Origin of the sequence: Streptomyces sp. NPDC005866 (genome assembly GCF_040629895.1) — a bacterium.
In the GTDB taxonomy this organism is placed as follows: domain Bacteria; phylum Actinomycetota; class Actinomycetes; order Streptomycetales; family Streptomycetaceae; genus Streptomyces.
The window spans coordinates 79,519-97,199 of record NZ_JBEXWP010000031.1; the positions used below are offsets into that span (position 1 = coordinate 79,519).

Annotated in this window: 16 protein-coding genes; 13 read left to right on the top strand and 3 right to left on the bottom strand. The window is 72.7% G+C overall.

Annotated features, from left to right (window positions below):
• Positions 1 to 4: 4 nt before the first annotated feature.
• Entirely contained in the window at positions 5 to 727 is a 723-nt protein-coding gene (locus ABZ396_RS34725; protein WP_358916153.1) for an MBL fold metallo-hydrolase, read from the bottom strand.
• Between the two features lie 163 nt (positions 728 to 890).
• On the opposite strand from ABZ396_RS34725, the gene hrcA reads away from it, so the two are divergent.
• The 10 genes from hrcA to ABZ396_RS34775 all read left to right on the top strand — a co-directional run bounded on the left by hrcA (position 891) and on the right by ABZ396_RS34775 (position 11,749).
• Positions 891 to 1,907 (top strand): heat-inducible transcriptional repressor HrcA, encoded by a 1,017-nt coding sequence (gene hrcA, locus ABZ396_RS34730; protein WP_358916151.1) that lies wholly within the window; start codon positions 891 to 893, stop codon positions 1,905 to 1,907.
• Positions 1,908 to 3,044: a molecular chaperone DnaJ gene (gene dnaJ / locus ABZ396_RS34735; RefSeq protein WP_358916150.1), complete on the top strand. Its 1,137-nt coding sequence runs from the start codon at positions 1,908 to 1,910 to the stop codon at positions 3,042 to 3,044.
• 105 nt (positions 3,045 to 3,149) lie between these two features.
• Positions 3,150 to 4,232 (top strand): nitronate monooxygenase, encoded by a 1,083-nt coding sequence (locus ABZ396_RS34740; RefSeq protein ID WP_358916148.1) that lies wholly within the window; start codon positions 3,150 to 3,152, stop codon positions 4,230 to 4,232.
• The gene (locus tag ABZ396_RS34745; RefSeq protein WP_358916146.1) at positions 4,229 to 4,987 is read left to right on the top strand and encodes a 16S rRNA (uracil(1498)-N(3))-methyltransferase; all 759 of its coding nucleotides are present in this window, start codon (positions 4,229 to 4,231) and stop codon (positions 4,985 to 4,987) included. The genes ABZ396_RS34740 and ABZ396_RS34745 overlap by 4 nt, the downstream gene beginning before the upstream one ends.
• Positions 4,988 to 5,017: 30 nt before the next feature.
• Positions 5,018 to 5,410, top strand: a complete 393-nt coding sequence (locus tag ABZ396_RS34750; protein ID WP_358916144.1) for a VOC family protein — start codon at positions 5,018 to 5,020, stop codon at positions 5,408 to 5,410.
• 136 nt (positions 5,411 to 5,546) lie between these two features.
• The gene (locus tag ABZ396_RS34755) at positions 5,547 to 6,059 is read left to right on the top strand and encodes a hypothetical protein (protein ID WP_358916142.1); all 513 of its coding nucleotides are present in this window, start codon (positions 5,547 to 5,549) and stop codon (positions 6,057 to 6,059) included.
• A 45-nt stretch (positions 6,060 to 6,104) separates the two neighbouring features.
• Positions 6,105 to 9,329 carry a S41 family peptidase gene (locus tag ABZ396_RS34760; protein WP_358916140.1) on the top strand — a complete coding sequence of 1,075 codons (3,225 nt, stop codon included), beginning with the start codon at positions 6,105 to 6,107 and terminating at the stop codon, positions 9,327 to 9,329.
• Positions 9,330 to 9,470: 141 nt separating this feature from the next.
• The gene (locus ABZ396_RS34765) at positions 9,471 to 9,824 is read left to right on the top strand and encodes a histidine triad nucleotide-binding protein (protein ID WP_358916138.1); all 354 of its coding nucleotides are present in this window, start codon (positions 9,471 to 9,473) and stop codon (positions 9,822 to 9,824) included.
• A gap of 6 nt (positions 9,825 to 9,830) precedes the next feature.
• Entirely contained in the window at positions 9,831 to 10,736 is a 906-nt protein-coding gene (locus tag ABZ396_RS34770; RefSeq protein ID WP_358916136.1) for a ribonuclease Z, read from the top strand.
• 20 nt (positions 10,737 to 10,756) lie between these two features.
• Positions 10,757 to 11,749 (top strand): adenosine deaminase, encoded by a 993-nt coding sequence (locus tag ABZ396_RS34775; RefSeq protein WP_358916134.1) that lies wholly within the window; start codon positions 10,757 to 10,759, stop codon positions 11,747 to 11,749.
• Here ABZ396_RS34775 and ABZ396_RS34780 read toward each other — a convergent pair.
• Together ABZ396_RS34780 and ABZ396_RS34785 are read right to left on the bottom strand one after the other, a co-directional pair.
• The gene (locus ABZ396_RS34780) at positions 11,746 to 12,927 is read right to left on the bottom strand and encodes an MFS transporter (RefSeq protein ID WP_358916132.1); all 1,182 of its coding nucleotides are present in this window, start codon (positions 12,925 to 12,927) and stop codon (positions 11,746 to 11,748) included. The genes ABZ396_RS34775 and ABZ396_RS34780 overlap by 4 nt on opposite strands.
• Before the next feature lie 247 nt (positions 12,928 to 13,174).
• Entirely contained in the window at positions 13,175 to 13,951 is a 777-nt protein-coding gene (locus ABZ396_RS34785; RefSeq protein WP_358916130.1) for an IclR family transcriptional regulator, read from the bottom strand.
• 100 nt (positions 13,952 to 14,051) lie between these two features.
• Here ABZ396_RS34785 and ABZ396_RS34790 point away from each other — a divergent pair, with 100 nt between their 5' ends.
• The 3 genes from ABZ396_RS34790 to ABZ396_RS34800 all read left to right on the top strand — a co-directional run bounded on the left by ABZ396_RS34790 (position 14,052) and on the right by ABZ396_RS34800 (position 17,557).
• Positions 14,052 to 15,002 (top strand): 5-dehydro-4-deoxyglucarate dehydratase, encoded by a 951-nt coding sequence (locus ABZ396_RS34790; RefSeq protein ID WP_358916128.1) that lies wholly within the window; start codon positions 14,052 to 14,054, stop codon positions 15,000 to 15,002.
• Positions 14,999 to 16,288 (top strand): glucarate dehydratase family protein, encoded by a 1,290-nt coding sequence (locus ABZ396_RS34795; protein WP_358916126.1) that lies wholly within the window; start codon positions 14,999 to 15,001, stop codon positions 16,286 to 16,288. The genes ABZ396_RS34790 and ABZ396_RS34795 overlap by 4 nt, the downstream gene beginning before the upstream one ends.
• 96 nt (positions 16,289 to 16,384) lie before the next feature.
• Positions 16,385 to 17,557: a PfkB family carbohydrate kinase gene (locus ABZ396_RS34800; RefSeq protein WP_358916124.1), complete on the top strand. Its 1,173-nt coding sequence runs from the start codon at positions 16,385 to 16,387 to the stop codon at positions 17,555 to 17,557.
• Positions 17,558 to 17,681 lie beyond the last annotated feature (124 nt).

Consider the following 17,681-nt stretch of genomic DNA (forward strand, 5'->3'; position numbering starts at 1 on the left):
GTGGTCACGACACGCCGAAACGGGCGGCCAGAGTGTCGCGCTGCCGTCGTACGAACTCCCCGTCCACCACCGCTCCGTGACCGGGCACGTACAAGGCGTTGTCGCCGCCGAGGGACAGGAGGCGGTCCAGGGCGGCCGGCCATCGGGACGGTACGGCGTCGGGGCCCGCCTGGGGGTCGCCGGACTCCTCCACCAGGTCGCCGCAGAACACCACCTCCGGGTCGCCCGGGACCAGCACCGCGAGGTCGTGGGCGGTATGACCGGGGCCCACGTCGGCCAGCAGGGCCTGGCGGCCGTCGCCGAGGTCGAGGGTCCACTCGCCGCAGACCGGATGGCGGGGCAGCGGCAGCGCGTCCGCCGCCTCCTCGGCCTCCGGGGCCGGCAGGCCGTTGCGGATCGCGTCCAGGCGGAGTTCCTCGCGGCCGTGCGCGAAGACGGCCTCCGTGCCCGCCGCCGCGTACACCAGGGCGCCCGCGAAGGCCGGGGCGCCGAAGACATGGTCGAAGTGCGGGTGGGTGAGCGCGAGATGGGTCACACGGTGTCCGGCCAGCTGCTGCGCCTGCGTACGCAACCGCGCGCCCTCCGCCAGGCTCGACCCGGCGTCCACCATCAGGACCGCGCCCGCCCCGAGGACGAGCCCGGCCGTGCAGTCCCAGCCCGGCAGCCGGCACCGGCCGACCCCCTCGGCCACCCGCTCCCAACCCAGCTCTTCCCAAGTCACCGTCATGCCGCGACGCTAGCTGCAGAACGTCCCGGGTACTGACCGGCCTTGCCCAGTCAGTACCCGACGGCCGTACACTGGGCCGGGGATGCTGGCACTCGCGTTCGCAGAGTGCCAGACGAAAGACCCGAAAGGCCGCGGGGACGACTTTCTGGAGGTGTGGCGCTGGATGCTGAGTGAACGCAGGCTTCAGGTATTGCGCGCCATCGTCCAGGACTACGTCGGCACCGAGGAGCCGGTGGGGTCGAAGGCGCTGACCGAGCGGCACAACCTCGGGGTCTCCCCGGCGACCGTGCGTAACGACATGGCCGCCCTGGAGGACGAGGGGTACATCGCCCAGCCGCACACCAGCGCCGGGCGGATCCCGACCGACAAGGGCTATCGGCTGTTCGTCGACAAGCTGGCCGGCGTCAAGCCGATGAGCGCGCCCGAGCGGCGGGCCATCCAGAACTTCCTCGACGGCGCCGTCGACCTCGACGACGTCGTGGCGCGGACGGTGCGGCTGCTGGCCCAGCTGACGCGGCAGGTCGCCGTCGTGCAGTATCCGTCGCTGACGCGGTCCACCGTGCGGCATGTGGAACTGCTCTCGCTCGCGCCCGCGCGACTGATGCTGGTGCTGATCACCGACACCGGGCGCGTGGAGCAGCGGATGGTCGACTGTCCGGCACCTTTCGGCGAGATGTCCCTCGCGGATCTGCGGGCCCGGCTCAACAGCCGGGTCGCGGGACGCCGGTTCTCGGACGTGCCGAGGCTGGTGGAGGACCTGCCGGACGCCTTCGAGGCCGAGGACCGCGGCACGGTCTCGGCGGTGCTCTCCACCCTGCTGGAGACACTCGTCGAGGAGAACGAGGAGCGGCTGATGATCGGCGGCACCGCCAATCTGACCCGCTTCGGACATGACTTTCCCCTCACCATCCGGCCCGTCCTGGAGGCACTGGAGGAACATGTCGTCCTCCTCAAGCTCCTTGGCGAGGCCGGGGATTCGGGCATGACCGTACGCATCGGTCACGAGAACGCCTACGAGGGACTCAACTCCACGTCCGTGGTGTCGGTCGGCTACGGTTCGGGCGGCGAGGCAGTCGCCAAACTCGGCGTGGTCGGACCGACCCGCATGGATTACCCGGGAACGATGGGAGCGGTACGAGCGGTGGCACGGTACGTCGGACAGATCCTGGCGGAGTCGTAAGTGGCCACGGACTACTACGCCGTTCTCGGCGTGCGCCGCGACGCGTCGCAGGAAGAGATCAAGAAGGCCTTCCGTCGGCTCGCTCGCGAGCTGCACCCGGACGTCAACCCGGATCCGAAGACCCAGGAGCGGTTCAAGGAGATCAACGCCGCCTACGAGGTGCTCTCCGATCCGCAGAAGAAGCAGGTCTACGACCTCGGAGGCGACCCGCTCTCGCAGAGCGGCGCCGCGGGCGCGGGCGGCTTCGGGGCCGGTGGCTTCGGGAACTTCTCCGACATCATGGACGCGTTCTTCGGTACGGCGTCGCAGCGCGGTCCGCGTTCGCGTACCCGCCGCGGCCAGGACGCCATGATCCGGATCGAGGTCGAGCTCGACGAGGCGGCCTTCGGCACGACCAAGGACATCCAGGTCGACACGGCGATCGTCTGCAACACCTGCAACGGTGAGGGCGCGGCGCCGGGCACCTCCGCCCAGACGTGTGACATGTGCCGGGGCCGTGGTGAGGTCTCGCAGGTGACGCGGTCCTTCCTGGGCCAGGTCATGACCTCCCGTCCCTGCCCGCAGTGCCAGGGCTTCGGCACGGTCGTGCCGACGCCCTGCCCGGAGTGCGCCGGTGACGGACGGGTGCGGTCGCGGCGGACGCTGACCGTGAAGATCCCGGCCGGTGTCGACAACGGCACCCGGATCCAGCTCGCCGGTGAGGGCGAGGTCGGGCCCGGCGGCGGTCCCGCCGGTGACCTGTACGTCGAGATCCACGAGATGCCGCACTCGACGTTCCAGCGGCGCGGCGACGATCTGCACTGCACGGTGACGATTCCGATGACGGCGGCGTCGCTCGGTACCAAGGTGCCGCTGGAGACGCTGGACGGGCTGGAGGAGGTCGACATCCGGCCGGGCACGCAGTCCGGGCAGTCCATCCCGCTGCACGGGCGCGGCATCACCCATCTGCGGGGCGGGGGCCGAGGCGACCTGATCGTCCATGTCGAGGTCACGACCCCGACCAAGCTCGACCCCGAGCAGGAGCGGGTGCTGCGGGAGCTGGCCAAGCTGCGCGGTGAGGAGCGGCCGCTGGGGCAGTTCCAGCCGGGTCAGCAAGGGCTGTTCAGCCGGCTGAAGGACGCGTTCAACGGGCGTTGACGGGTCGCCGTGAAGGGGCCACGCCCCTTCGGCCCCGAAATGTGTGGCATGTGCAAAGGGGCGGCCCGATTCGGTCTTGTTCGGAGGACGTGACAACATGCCGTCATGTCCTCCGCACTGACCGATCTCTTCCCACTTCCGATCGTGCAGGCCCCCATGGCGGGCGGGGTCTCCGTCCCGCAGCTCGCCGCCGCCGTGTCCGAGGCGGGCGGGCTGGGGTTCCTGGCCGCCGGGTACAAGACCGCCGACGGGATGTACCAGGAGATCAAGCAGCTGCGGGGGCTGACCGGCCGCCCCTTCGGTGTGAACCTCTTCATGCCCCAGCCCGAGTACGCCGAGTCCGGCGCGGTCGCGGTCTACGCGCATCAGCTGGCCGGGGAGGCCGCCTGGTACGGGACCGAACTCGGCGACCCGGAAAGCGGCCGGGACGACGGCTACGACGCGAAGCTCGCCGTACTCCTCGACAACCCGGTGCCGGTGGTCTCCTTCCACTTCGGTGTGCCGCGCCCCGAGGCACTGGACGCCCTGCGCCGGGCCGGGACCTTCACCCTCGTCACCGCCACCACCGCCGAGGAGGCCCTCGCGGTCGAGCGGGCCGGCGCCGACGCGGTGATCGCACAGGGCGCGGAGGCCGGGGGACATCAGGGCACCCACCGGGACATGCCGGAGAACGACGGCTCCGGGATCGGCATGCTGTCGCTGGTCGCCCAGATACGCGAGACCGTGAGCATCCCGGTGGTCGCCGCGGGCGGCATCATGCGCGGCAGCCAGATCGCCGCCGCGCTCGCCGCGGGGGCGAGCGCGGCCCAGCTCGGCACCGCCTTCCTCGCCACCCCCGAGTCCGGCGCCGCCGCCCTGCACAAGCAGGCGCTGACCGACCCGCTGTTCACCCGCACCGCGCTGACCCGGGCCTTCTCCGGACGGCCCGCCCGCGGGCTCGTCAACCGCTTCATGCGCGAGCACGGCCCCTACGCGCCCGCCGCCTACCCGGAGGTCCACCACCTCACCTCCCCGCTGCGCAAGGCCGCCGCCAGGGCCGGGGACGCGCAGGGCATGGCCCTGTGGGCGGGGCAGGGGCACCGGATGGCCCGCCCGCTGCCCGCCGGGCAACTGGTGGAGACCCTCGTGCAGGAACTCGCCGCCGCGTCGACAGCGTTGTCGACCAGGGCCAAGGCGAGCGGGCGATGACCGCCCCGGTCTTCGTGCTCGACCCGCTCGTGGTGCCCGGCTTCTCCGGCGGCGAGGTCGTCCTGGACGGGCCCGAGGGGCGGCACGCCGTCTCCGTGAAACGGCTGCGGCCCGGTGAGGACGTCATCCTCACCGACGGGCGCGGACGCTGGACGGAGGGCGTCGTCAGGGCCGCCGAGGGCAAGGACCGGCTAGTCGTGACGGACCTGGACAGCGTCCAAGAGGAACCCCTCCCGCAGCCCCGTATCACCGTCGTCCAGGCCCTCCCCAAGGGTGACCGCGGCGAGGTCGCCGTGGAGACCATGACCGAGGTCGGCGTCGACGTGATCGTGCCCTGGCAGGCCGCCCGCTGCATCACCCAGTGGAAGGGCGACCGGGGCCAGAAGTCCCTTGCGAAGTGGCGGGCCACCGCCCGCGAGGCCGGCAAGCAGTCCCGCCGGGTGCGCTTCCCGGAGATCGCGGACGCGGCGACGACGAAACAGGTCGCCGCACTTCTCGCCGAAGCCGACCTGGCCGCCGTACTCCACTCCGACTTCGAGCACGGCAGTGAGCCGCTCGCCGCCGCCCAGCTGCCCGCCGAGGGCGAGATCGTGCTGGTCGTCGGGCCCGAAGGGGGCGTCGCCCGGGACGAGGTGGCGCTCTTCGAGGAGGCGGGTGCGAAGGCCTGCACCCTGGGGCCTACCGTGATGCGCACATCGACCGCCGGCACCGCGGCCGCGGCCCTGCTGCTGGGCCGCACCGGCCGGTGGTCCTGACCCGTACCACTCCCCAGGGGGAAACGCGCCGTGGAACTCGCCCAAGTCCGGCTCCTCGTCTCCGACTTCGCCGCCTGCTACCGCTTCTACGCCGAGGTGCTCGGGCTGAAGCCGCAGTCCGGGGCGAGCGAGGGGCCGTACGAGAAGTTCAGCCCGCACGCCGGGTCCGCGGGGATAGCCCTGCAGGACCGGTCCGTGATGGCCGAGGTGCTGGGCGAGCTGGGGGACACGGCGACCGGGCACCGTTCGCTGGTGGTGCTGCGCGTCGACGACCTGGACGTCTACTGCGAGCAGATCGCCGCGCGGGGCGCGGTCCTGCTGCACGGGCCGACGCAGATGACGGAACGCATGCGCGTCGCCCACCTCAAGGACCCGGAGGGCAACCTCGTGGAACTCCAGGAGTGGCTGCTGCTGCGCACCTGAGGAGCGGCGGGCCGGGGGACCGGCAGGGGGACCTCTCCGAACACGTGAGTGGCCGTATGCCCCCTACCGTCACGGGTGGGACGATGGCAGGCTGCCCTCCATGGGGGCATTGAGGCCGATTTGGCGCCGGCCGCGTATGACCAGGGTGGCGGCCGTGGCAGGGCTCGCGGTGGTCGCCGTGGGCGGTGTGGTGGGCTGCGAGCCGACCGACCTGAACTCCGCGACCGTCGCGTACACCACCGACCAGACCGCCACCGCCGAGCTGAAACGGCAGCATGTCGACGTCAGCTGGCTCACCTGCACCGGCAACTACGGCTCGTCGTCGACGAAGACGCCCTCGGCCTCCGAGACCACCGTCGTCTCGGTGGACTGCCAGGGCAAGACCAAGGACGGCCGGGACATCACCGTCACCGGGCGGGTCACCAAGGCCGTCAGCGGGGCCTGTGTGCGCGGGAACCTCGTCGCCGAGGTCGGCGGCAAGGAGTGGTTCCGGGTGAAGGGCCTCGGCAACTGCGACGCCACGCCCGGACCGGCGTACAGCACCTACCGGCCGCCCGCCTACGGGCAGCGGCCGGGCCCCACCGTGACCGTCACCAAGACCGTCTGGTGCCAGGGCGACCCCAAGTGCTGGCCGGTGCAGGGCAAGTGATCGAAATCGGCCACCCCGAACGTGCCGGATGCATAGGCTGAGCGGGTGACTCAGGGTGCAGCGACAGGACCGCGGTCCTACCTCCGATTTCCCCATCTCCACGGCGATCTGGTCGCCTTCACCGCCGAGGACGACGTGTGGCTCGCGCCCCTCGACGGCGGCCGGGCCTGGCGGGTCAGCGCCGACAACGTCCCCGTGACGCTGCCGCGTATCTCGCCCGACGGGACCACCGTCGCCTGGACCTCCACCCGCGACGGCGCCCCCGAGATCCACACCGCCCCGGTCGACGGCGGTTCCTCGACCCGCCTGACGCACTGGGGGAGTTCCCGCACCCAGGTGCGCGGCTGGACCGCCGACGGGCAGGTCCTCGCGATCACCACCTACGGCCAGGCCAGCCTGAGGCGCAGCTGGGCCCGCACCGTCCCGCTCGACGGCGGGCCGTCCACCGTCCTGCCGTACGGCCCGGTCGGTCATGTCGCCTTCGGTCCTGCCACCGTGCTGCTGTCCGCGCCGATGGGGCGGGAGGCGGCCTGGTGGAAGCGGTACCGGGGCGGTACGGCGGGGAAGCTGTGGATCGACAGGGACGTCCACGACGGCCAGGGCGCCGGGGAGTTCGTCCGGCTCCACGAGGAGCTCGACGGGAACCTGGAGTACCCCGTGTGGGCCGGGGACCGGATCGCCTTCCTCTCCGACCACGAGGGAACCGGCGCGCTCTACTCCTCCCTCGCCGACGGCTCCGACCTGCGCCGGCACAGCCCCCTCGGGGGTTTCTACGCCCGGCACGCGGCCGGTGACGGCACCCGGGTCGTCTATGCCTCGGCCGGTGAACTCTGGCTGCTGGACGATCTGGAGGGGGCCGAGCCGCGCCGTCTGGACATCCGGCTCGGCGGGGCCCGGGTGGACCGGCAGCCGCGCCCGGTCGACGCGGCCCGCTGGTTCAGCTCCGCCTCGCCGGACCACACCGCGCGCGGCAGCGCCGTCCTGGTGCGCGGCGGCGTGCACTGGGTCACCCACCGCTCGGGTCCGGCCCGCGCCCTCGCCTCCCAGCCCGGGGTGCGCACCAGGCGGCCCGTCACCTTCCGCGCGGACGCGGAGGAGTGGGTGGTGTGGGTGACCGACGCCGAGGGCGACGACGCCCTGGAGTTCGCCCCCGCCACCGGCCTCGCGCCCGGCTCCACCCCGCGCCGGCTCGCCGCCGGGCAGCTCGGCCGGGTCCTGGACCTCGCCGTCGCCCCCGACGGCAGCCGGGTCGCGGTCGCCGCGCACGACGGACGCCTCCTCCTCGTCGAACGCGAGACGGGAGAGGTACGCGAGGTCGACCGCAGCGAGGACGGCGACGTCTCCGGGCTGGCGTTCTCGCCCGACTCCGGCTGGCTCGCCTGGTCGCACCCCGGAGCCGGCGGGCTCGCCCAGCTCCGCATCGCCCACACCACCGACCTCACCGTCACCGAGGCGACCCCGCTGCGGTTCCGCGACTACGACCCCGCCTTCACCCGCGACGGCAAACACCTCGCCTTCCTCTCCACCCGCTCCTTCGACCCGGTCTACGACGAGCACGTCTTCGACCTGGCCTTCGTGGTAGGCGACCGCCCGCACCTGATCACCCTGGCCGCGACCACCCCCTCGCCGTTCGGCCCGCAGCGGCACGGCCGCCCCTTCGAGACGCCCGACAAGGACGAGACCCCGGACGCCGAGGGCACCCCCGCCACCCGTGTCGACCTGGAGGGCCTCGCCGACCGGATCGTGCCCTTCCCGGTCGAGGCCGGCCGCTACTCCACCCTGCGCGCCGGCAAGGACGGCGTCCTGTGGCTGCGGCACCCGGTGCGCGGCGTGCTCGGCGCCTCCCGCGCCCATCCCGAGGACCCCGACCCCAAGACCGAGCTGGAGCGCTACGACCTCGCCCAGCAGCGCATCGAGTACCTCGCCTCCGACGCCGACCACTTCGAGGTCAGCGGCGACGGCAAACGCGTCCTGCTGTGGGCCGACAGCAAGCTCAAGGTCGTACCCAGCGACCGCCGTGCTTCCAACGACGACGACAGCGACACCAACATCACCGTCGACCTGTCCCGGGTACGGCAGACCCTCGATCCGGCCGCGGAGTGGCGGCAGATGTTCGACGAGACCGGCCGCATCATGCGTGACCAGTTCTGGCGGCCGGACCTCGGCGGCGTCGACTGGGACGGCGTCCTCGACCGCTACCGGCCGCTCGTCGAGCGCGTCGCCACCCACGACGACCTCGTCGACCTGCTCTGGGAGGTCCAGGGCGAACTCGGCACGTCGCACGCCTATGTCACCCCGCGCGGCGGCCACGGCCGCAGCGCCCGCCAGGGCCTCCTCGGCGCCGACATCTCTCGCCATCCGGACGGCAGTTGGCGCATCGACCGCATCCTGCCCGCCGAGACCTCCGACCCCGGCGCCCGCTCCCCGCTCGCCGCGCCCGGTGTCGCGGTACGCCCCGGCGACGCGATCGTGGCCGTCGCCGGCCGGCCCGTCGACCCGGTGACCGGCCCCGGCCCGCTGCTCGTCGGCACGGCCGGCAAGGCCGTCGAACTGACCGTGTCCCCCGCGGGCGGCGGCGAGCTGCGCCATCCCGTCGTGGTCCCGGTCGCGGACGAGGAGCCGCTGCGCTACCACGCGTGGGTGGCCGACCGGCGGGCCCATGTGCGCGAGCTGTCCGAGGGCCGGCTGGGGTATCTCCATGTGCCGGACATGCAGGCGCCGGGCTGGGCGCAGATCCACCGCGACCTGAGCGTGGAGATGGCCCGCGAGGGCATCGTCGTGGACGTCCGCGAGAACCGGGGCGGGCACACCTCCCAGCTCGTGGTGGAGAAACTGGCCCGGCGGATCGTCGGCTGGGACCTGCCGCGCGGTATGCGGCCGTTCAGCTACCCGAGGGACGCGCCCCGGGGCCCGGTGGTCGTCGTCGCCAACGAGTTCTCGGGCTCGGACGGGGACATCGTCAACGCGGCGATCAAGGCGCTGGGGATCGGCCCGGTGGTCGGCACCCGCACCTGGGGCGGCGTGATCGGCATCGACAGCCGCTACCGCCTGGTCGACGGCACGCTGGTCACCCAGCCGAAGTACGCGTTCTGGCTGGAGGGCTACGGCTGGGGCGTGGAGAACCACGGGGTGGACCCCGATGTGGAGGTCGTGCAGACACCGCAGGACTGGGGGGCGGGACGGGACCCCCAGCTGGACGAGGCGGTGCGGATAGCGCTGGAGGCCCTGGAGACGGCTCCCGCGAAGACCCCGCCGACGTTGCCGACGTAGGCACGGGCGGCGGGGCCCGGCCGAGGGGCGCGGGGCCGCATCGACATGCGGCTCCGCCGCCCGGGCGCGGTCAGCCCCCACGCAGCCGCAGCCGACGGCGATACGATGCTCGCGGAACTGATCACCGGGCGAGGAGAAAACATGGCAGGGGAGCCGCAGGACGACTGCCTGTTCTGCAAGATCGTCGCAGGCCACGTCCCCGCGACGATCGTCCGCGAGACGGACACCACCGTCGCCTTCCGGGACATCAACCCCCAGGCGCCCACCCATGTCCTGGTGATCCCCAAGGTCCACTACAAGAACGCGGCCGAGCTCGCCACGGGCGAACCCGCCGTCGCCGCCGACATACTGCGCGAGGCGCAGGCCGTCGCCGACGAGGACAAGCTGGAGAGCTACCGCGTCGTCTTCAACACCGGCAGCGGCGCCGGCCAGACCGTCTGGCACACCCACGCGCACGTCCTCGGCGGCCGCGGCCTGCACTGGCCGCCCGGGTAAGTCGCCGTGTCCGTCCGTGAACTGGTGGTCCTCGGCACCGCCAGCCAGGTTCCCACCCGGCACCGCAACCACAACGGCTACCTGCTGCGCTGGGACGGCGAGGGCATCCTCTTCGACCCCGGCGAGGGCACCCAGCGGCAGATGCTGCGGGCCGGCGTCGCCGCGCACGACCTCAACCGGATCTGCGTCACCCACTTCCACGGCGACCACTGCCTCGGCCTCGCCGGGGTCATCCAGCGCATCAACCTGGACAAGGTCCCGCACCCGGTCACCGCGCACTACCCGCGCTCCGGCCGGCGCTTCTTCGACCGCCTCCGGTACGCCACCGCCTACCGGGAGACCGTCGGCATCACCGAGGCACCGGTCGCCGGTGACGGTGATCTCGCCGTCACCCGGGCGTACACGCTGGAGGCCAGGAAGCTGTCCCACCCGGTCGAGTCGTACGGCTACCGGCTCGTCGAACCCGACGGCCGCCGCATACTGCCCGAACGGCTCGCCGCGCACGGCATCAAGGGCCCGGACGTCGGCCGGATCCAGCGCGAGGGCGTCCTCGGGACCGTCATGCTCGACGAGGTCAGCGAGGTGCGGCGGGGACAGCGGTTCGCGTTCGTGATGGACACCCGGCTGTGCGACGGCGTGCACGCGCTCGCCGAGGGCTGCGACATGATCGTCATCGAGTCCACCTTCCTCGACGAGGACGCCGAACTCGCCGAGGAGCACGGGCACCTGACCGCCGGACAGGCGGCGGCCGTGGCACGGGACGCGGGGGTACGGCATCTCGTGCTGACCCACTTCAGCCAGCGGTACTCCGAACCCGGCAATTTCGAGCGGCAGGCGCGGGACGCCGGATACCAGGGCGAGCTGACCGTGGCGCGGGATCTGCTCCGGGTGCCGGTTCCGAAGCGCAGGTGAAGCGGCCGTACCATGCTCTGATGCCCCTCCCCAAAGCTGAGCTGCACCTCCACATCGAAGGCACCCTGGAACCGGAGCTGGCGTTCCGGCTCGCCGCGCGCAACGGCGTGGAGTTGCCGTACCCGGACACGGACGCGCTGCGTGAGGCGTACCAGTTCAAGGATTTGCAGTCCTTCCTGAACCTGTACTACGAGCTGATGGCCGTCCTGCGCACCGAGCGGGACTTCGAGGACCTCGCCGACGCCTATCTGGCCCGGGCCGCCGCGCAGGGCGTGCGGCACGCCGAGATCTTCTTCGACCCGCAGGCGCACATCGCCCGGGGGCTGCCCATGCGCACGGTCGTCGAGGGGCTGTGGCGGGCGCTCGGCCGGAGCGTCGAGAACCATGGGATCTCCACCCGGCTGATCATGTGCTTCCTGCGGGACGAGTCCGCCGACTCGGCGCTGGAGACGCTGGAGGCGGCGAGGCCCTACCTCGACCGGATCACCGGGATCGGCCTGGACTCGGCCGAGGTCGGGCATCCGCCGGCCAAGTTCCGCGAGGTGTACGAGGCCGCCGCCGACCTCGGGCTGCGGCGCGTGGCGCACGCCGGTGAGGAGGGGCCGCCCGCCTATATCACCGAGGCACTGGACCTGCTCGGCGTGGAGCGCGTCGACCACGGGCTGCGCTGCATGGAGGACCCGCAACTCGTCGCCCGTCTGGTGCGGGAGCGGATCCCGCTCACGCTGTGCCCGCTGTCGAACGTGCGGCTGCGGGCGGTCGACGAGCTGGCCGAGCACCCGCTGCCGGCGATGCTCGACGCGGGCCTGCTGTGCACGGTCAACTCAGACGACCCGGCCTACTTCGGCGGTTACGCCGACGACAACTTCCGCGCGGTCGCCGACACCCTGGGCCTGTCCGAGGAGCGGCTGCGGGAGCTGGCCCGCAACTCCTTCCTCGCGTCCTTCCTGGAGGACGACGAGGAGTTGCGGGCGCGGTATCTCGCCGAGGTGGCGGCCTACGAGTTCGGCTAGGCCGCGATGTCCAGCCGTACCGTCTCGTCGGTGAGCGCCGGGTGGGTCGCGACGGTGGTGGTCCTGCGCCGCAGCGCCACCGCCGTCAGCGGTACGGCGACGGCCAGCAGGCCCACCGCGAGGACCGTTCCCATCGCGGGGAAACCGGCCCGGGCCGACAACAGGCTGCCGGTCATCGGGCCGACGGCCGTCCCCAGCGACGACGCCGACCCGACCAGCACCGCCCAGCGGCCCCGCGGGTCCAGTGAGGCGGCCAGTCCGATGACGTACGACAGGACAACCGGGTAGAGCAGGTTCCAGGCGATCTCGCCGGACGCGAACGTCGTCAGGTCGGTGGCGGACGCGCTGAGCGCGATACAGCCCGCGATCAGCACGGTGCCGAGACCGATCGGCAGGGCCTGGCCGAGCCGCGGACCGAGCGCGCCCGCCCCGACCACGCCGAGCAGACCGGCGCCGAGCGCCACCGCGAACACCACGCCGACGGTCACCTCGCCGAGATGCGCCTGCGTCAGGCCGATCCGGCCGCTCACGCCCCACAGCGAGTTCTGCGCGGCCGACCAGCACGGCATCGCGGCGGCCAGCAGCAGACCCGGGCGGAGATGGGGGAGACGGGAGCCGCCGGCGGTACGGGGCAGGGCCGGGGCGGTGCGGGGGGACAGACGGGCGGTGAGTGGCCAGACCGCCAGCGCGCTGAGCGCGATCGCGGCGAGGGGCTGCGCATGGCCGGGGCCGAGGTGCGGGACCGTCAGATAGACGGCACCCGCGAGGGCGGAGACGCCGAGCAGTCCGAGGGTGGTGGTGCGGTGCGGGTCCCGCTGCGCGGCGATGCCGGTGGCGGCCACGGCGGTGACCGTCCCGGAGCCGAAGCCGCCGAGGGCTGCGCCGACCACGACCGCGGGGACGGCGGTGGTCAGGGCGGCGCCGCCGTAGCCGAGGACGGCGAGGAGCAGGCCGGCGCGGGCGAGGGTGCGGGGGCCGATGCGGTCCACCCGGGAGGCGAGCAGGAAGCCGGCCGCCGCCGAACTCAGCAGCAGGGCACTGCCGATGGCTCCCGCCTGGGTGGCGGAGATCGGGAGCCCCGATTCCAGCCTGCCTACGGTGGTCGGGAGGAGGTAGGGGGCCAGGTACCCGGCCGTGAAAAGGGCGACGAGGGGCCAGGGGGTGGTGCGGGCGAACACGGGCGTTCCCAGGGCATGCGAAAGGAGCGGCTCAGAAGGGGGGTTGAGCGCAGGCCGTCGACGGACAGGAGCGCGCGGAGAATTTGTATCAAGTGAGGGAGGCCGGAAGAAGCGCGGGGGGTGTGATGTGAGGCACGTTGGGTTTTGGGTGCGGGGGCATGGGTAGACGCGCCGCGCGCCGTGGGGGTGTCCTGTCCCGCCCACGCGGCGGAGCCGCATGCCGGCAGGTCGGTGAAGACGCGTTCGGTCAGCGCCAGTTGGTCGTGCCGCCCGTCGGCGCTGATTCGATGCGGGTTCGGATGTCGCGCATCACCGTGACGATCTGGTCCTCGTGCTCCGGGGTCAGGCGTGCGACCGGCACCGAGCAGCTGATCGCGTCCTGGGCCGGGGTGTCGTAGCGCAGGGCGAAGCCGAAGCCGATGATGCCCACGACGCCTTCCTCCCGGTCGATCGAGTAGCCGCGGGTGCGGATCCCGGCGAGATCGGCGGTGAGGGCTGCGCGGGTCGTGTGGGAGTTGGCGGTCAGGGCCTCGTACGGGCCCTCGGGGAGGTCCTCGTCGGGGCGTTCCGCCAGGAGTGCCTTGCCCAGAGCGCCCACATGGGCCGGCAGCCGTCGCCCCACCCTGCTGATCGTGCGCAGGTATTCGTGCGACTCCCGGGTCGCCAGGTACGCCACGTTCCGGCCGTCCAGGCGGCCCAGGTGGATCGTCTCGCCCAGCGCCTGCGACGCCTCGTCCAGATACGGGCGTACCAGGCGGACCCGCGGGTCGGAGTCCAGGTAGCTCGTGCCGGTCAGCAGGGTACGGATGCCGACGCCGTAGAGGGAGCCGGTCGTGTCGGTGCGCACCCAGCCCCTTGTGATCAGCGTCTGGAGAAGGGCGTACATCGAGCTGCGCGGGACGCCGAGTTCGTCCGCCAGTTCCTGGAGCCGGGCCGGGCGGTCCCCGCGGGCCGCGAGGAGCTCCAGCAACTCCACCGTGCGCGCCGCCGACTTGACCTCGCGGACGCCTGCTGTCTGGGACATGTGCAGATCGTAAAGGGTTGGGGGCGGTGTGGGCCGTTGACGGGGAGGGTTCGCCTATCTAGTCTCTGTCTTCATACGTGGATGACGTCTACATGGGGAGATGGGTCGAGTGAGCGGACAGCCGGAGGTCGTCGTGCGGAGGCTGCGGGACGGCATGGCGGGCGGGGTGCTGTCGTTCCCGCTCACCGCCTTTCACGCCGACGGGTCTCTCGACGTGGGCGGATTCCGGGAGCATGTCGCCGGGCAGCTGGCCACCGGGCCCGGTGCCCTCTTCCCGGCCTGCGGGACGGGGGAGTTCTTCTCGCTGGACGAGGACGAGTACCGGCAGGTCGTGACCGCGGCCGTGGCGGAGACCGGCGGAAAGGTGCCCGTGGTCGCGGGGGTGGGGTACGGCTGGGCGCAGGCCGTGCGGTTCGCCCGTGTCGCCGAGGAGGCCGGGGCCGACGCCCTGCTCGTGCTGCCGCACTATCTCGTCGCCGCCCCGCAGGACGGGCTGGTCGCCCAGCTGGAGCAGATCGCGGCCCGGACGTCCCTTCCGCTCATCGCCTACCAGCGCGGGCAGGTCGCCTACACGGCCGGTTCGTTGGCGCGTATCGCCCGCATCCCCGGCGTCATCGGGCTCAAGGACGGGCACAGCGACCTCGACCGGCTCCAGCGGCTCACCCTCGCCGCCCCGGAGGGCTTCCTCTTCTTCAACGGCGCCGCCACCGCCGAGATCCAGGCCCGCGCCTACGCCTCCGTCGGCGTCCCCGCCTACTCCTCCGCCGTGCACGCCTTCGCCCCCGAGATCGCCGACGCCTTCTTCGCCGCCCTGGGCGACGGCGACCACGGCACCGTCGACAAGCTGCTGCGTGACTTCTACGTGCCGTTCGTCGAACTCCGTGACCGCGTCCCCGGATACGCCGTGTCCCTCGTCAAGGCGGCGGCCCGGCTGCGCGGCCGGCCCGTCGGCCCGGTACGTGCCCCGCTCACCGAGCCCTCCGACGCCCACCTCTCCGACCTCAAGGCCCTGCTGACCACCGGACTCGACCTGGTGGGAGCGTCCCTGTGAACCTCACGATCAACGACGTCCGCCTGACGCCGATCCTGGTCGCCGACCCGCCGCTGCTGAACACGCAGGGCGTGCACCAGCCGTACACGCCCCGGCTGATCGTGGAGGTGGTGACCGCCGACGGAGTGGCCGGGGTCGGCGAGACCTACGGCGACACCAAGTACCTGGAGCTGGCCCGGCCGTTCGCCGAGCGGCTGCGGGGCCGGCAGGTCAGTGACCTGAACGGGCTGTTCACCGTCGCCGACGAGGTCGCCGTGGACACGGCCCGGGTCTCCGGGCAGGTCGACGTCGGCGGGCTGCGCGGGGTGCAGACCGCCGACAAGCTGCGGCTGTCCGTGCTCTCCGGCTTCGAGGTCGCCTGCCTCGACGCCCTCGGCAAGGCGCTCGGGCTGCCCGTGCACACGCTGCTCGGCGGGAAGGTGCGCGACTCGGTCGAGTACAGCGCGTACCTGTTCTACAAGTGGGCCGCACACCCGCAGGGGGTGCCGGCGGAGCCGGACGGCTGGGGGGCCGCGCTCGACCCGGCCGGGGTCGTCGAACAGGCCCGCCGCTTCACGGAGCGGTACGGCTTCACCTCCTTCAAGCTCAAGGGCGGGGTCTTCCCGCCCGACGAGGAGATCGCGGCCGTACGGGCGCTGGCCCAGGCGTTCCCGGGACACCCGCTGCGCCTCGACCCCAACGGCGCCTGGTCCGTGGAGACCTCCCTGAAGGTCGCGAAGGAACTCGGGGACATCCTCGAATACCTGGAGGACCCGGCGCTCGGCACCCCGGCCATGGCCGAGGTCGCCGCGGGCACCCAGGTGCCGCTCGCGACCAACATGTGCGTGACGACGTTCGGTGAGATCGAGGAGGCGTTCACCCGCGGCGCCGTCCAGGTCGTCCTCTCCGACCACCACTACTGGGGCGGGCTGCGCAACACCCAGCAACTCGCCGCCGTCTGCCGCACCTTCGGCGTCGGCGTCTCCATGCACTCCAACACCCACCTCGGGATCAGCCTGGCCGCGATGACCCACGTGGCCGCGACCGTCCCGAACCTCCACCACGCCTGCGACTCCCACTACCCCTGGCAGTCCGAGGACGTCCTCACCGAACGCCTCGCCTTCGAGGACGGCCGGGTCGCCGTCTCCGACGCGCCGGGACTCGGCGTCGAGCTGGACCCGGAGAAGGTACGACCGCTGCACCAGCGGTGGCTGGACGACGACGGGACGCTGCGCGACCGCGACGACGCCGCGGCGATGCGGGTGGCCGAGCCGGGGTGGACCACACCGGCCGTGCCGCGCTGGTAGGCGCCCTGGTTCGGGCGGTCGTACGGCGAGAGCGGCCGCCGCTCCGGTGGCATGGTGCAGACTGGCCGGATCCGCACCACGTCCAGGGAGCGCACCGTGACCGCGTCCAACGCGTTCGCCGGAGAGGAACCGGAGTACCTCGACGACGACAGGGGAGCAACAGGACCGCACTGCGCCGCGCAGGTCGACCCGCTGGCCGCCCTGCGCAGGCCGGACGATCCGCCCTGGGACGTCTACCTCACCGGCACCGTCTTCCTCGACATCATCTTCACCGGCCTGGACTCCGCCCCCGTGCGCGGCACCGAGTCCTGGGCCCGGGGCATGGGCTCCAGCCCCGGCGGCATCGCCAACATGGCCACCGCCCTCGCCCGGCTCGGCCTGCGGACCTCCCTCGCGGCGGCCTTCGGAGACGACCACTACGGCGAGTACTGCTGGGACGCACTCGCCCAGGGGGAGGGCATCGACCTCTCCCCGTCCCGGACCGTGCGCGGCTGGCACTCCCCGGTCACGGTCTCCATGGCGTACGAGGGCGAGCGGACCATGGTCTCGCACGGCCACGAGCCACCCGCCGGCACCCTGTTCCGCCAGCAGAACGCCCCCGGCCACCCGGCACGCGCGCGTGCCGCCGTCGCCTCCCTCACGCCCGGAAAACCCAACCCCTGGATCGCCAAGGCCGCCTCCGAGGGCGCCCGGATCTTCGCCGACGTCGGCTGGGACGACAGCGGCGCCTGGGACCTGGCGGCCCTCGCCGACCTGAAGCACTGCGAGGCGTTCCTGCCGAACGCGGAGGAGGCGCGGCGGTACACCGGCGCCGACTGCCCGCGCGCCGCGGCCCATGCCCTCACCGAGTACGTGCCGCTCGCCGTCGTCACTCTCGGGGCGGAGGGCGCCTACGCCGTCGACGGACGCACCGGCGAGTCCGCGGAGGTCCCGGCGATCGCCGTGGAGGCCCTCGACCCGACCGGCGCCGGCGATGTCTTCGTCGCCGGCTTCGTCACCGGCACGCTCTCCGACTGGCCGCTGGCCGACCGCCTCGCCTTCGCAGGCCTCACGGCAGCGCTCTCCGTCCAGGAGTTCGGCGGCTCCCTGTCCGCGCCCGGCTGGTCGGAGATCGGGGCGTGGTGGCGGAAGGTCCAGTCGGTGGAGGGCCAGGATCCGGCGGCGTTGCGGAGGTACGCGTTCCTGGAGGCCCTGGTGCCGGAGGAACTGGCCCGGCCATGGCCACTGCGGAGAGCGGTACCGACAATCGGCTTCGGCCGGTCCGCGTGAGCGGTGCGGGTGAGTGGGGCCCGGGGGTGGGGCCGCTCACCGGCGCCGGCAGGGTGCCGGCTGCACGACTGCCCGCGGCTGCGACGTGCCCCGTAAGGGGCGCGGGGAACTGCGCGACCAGCCC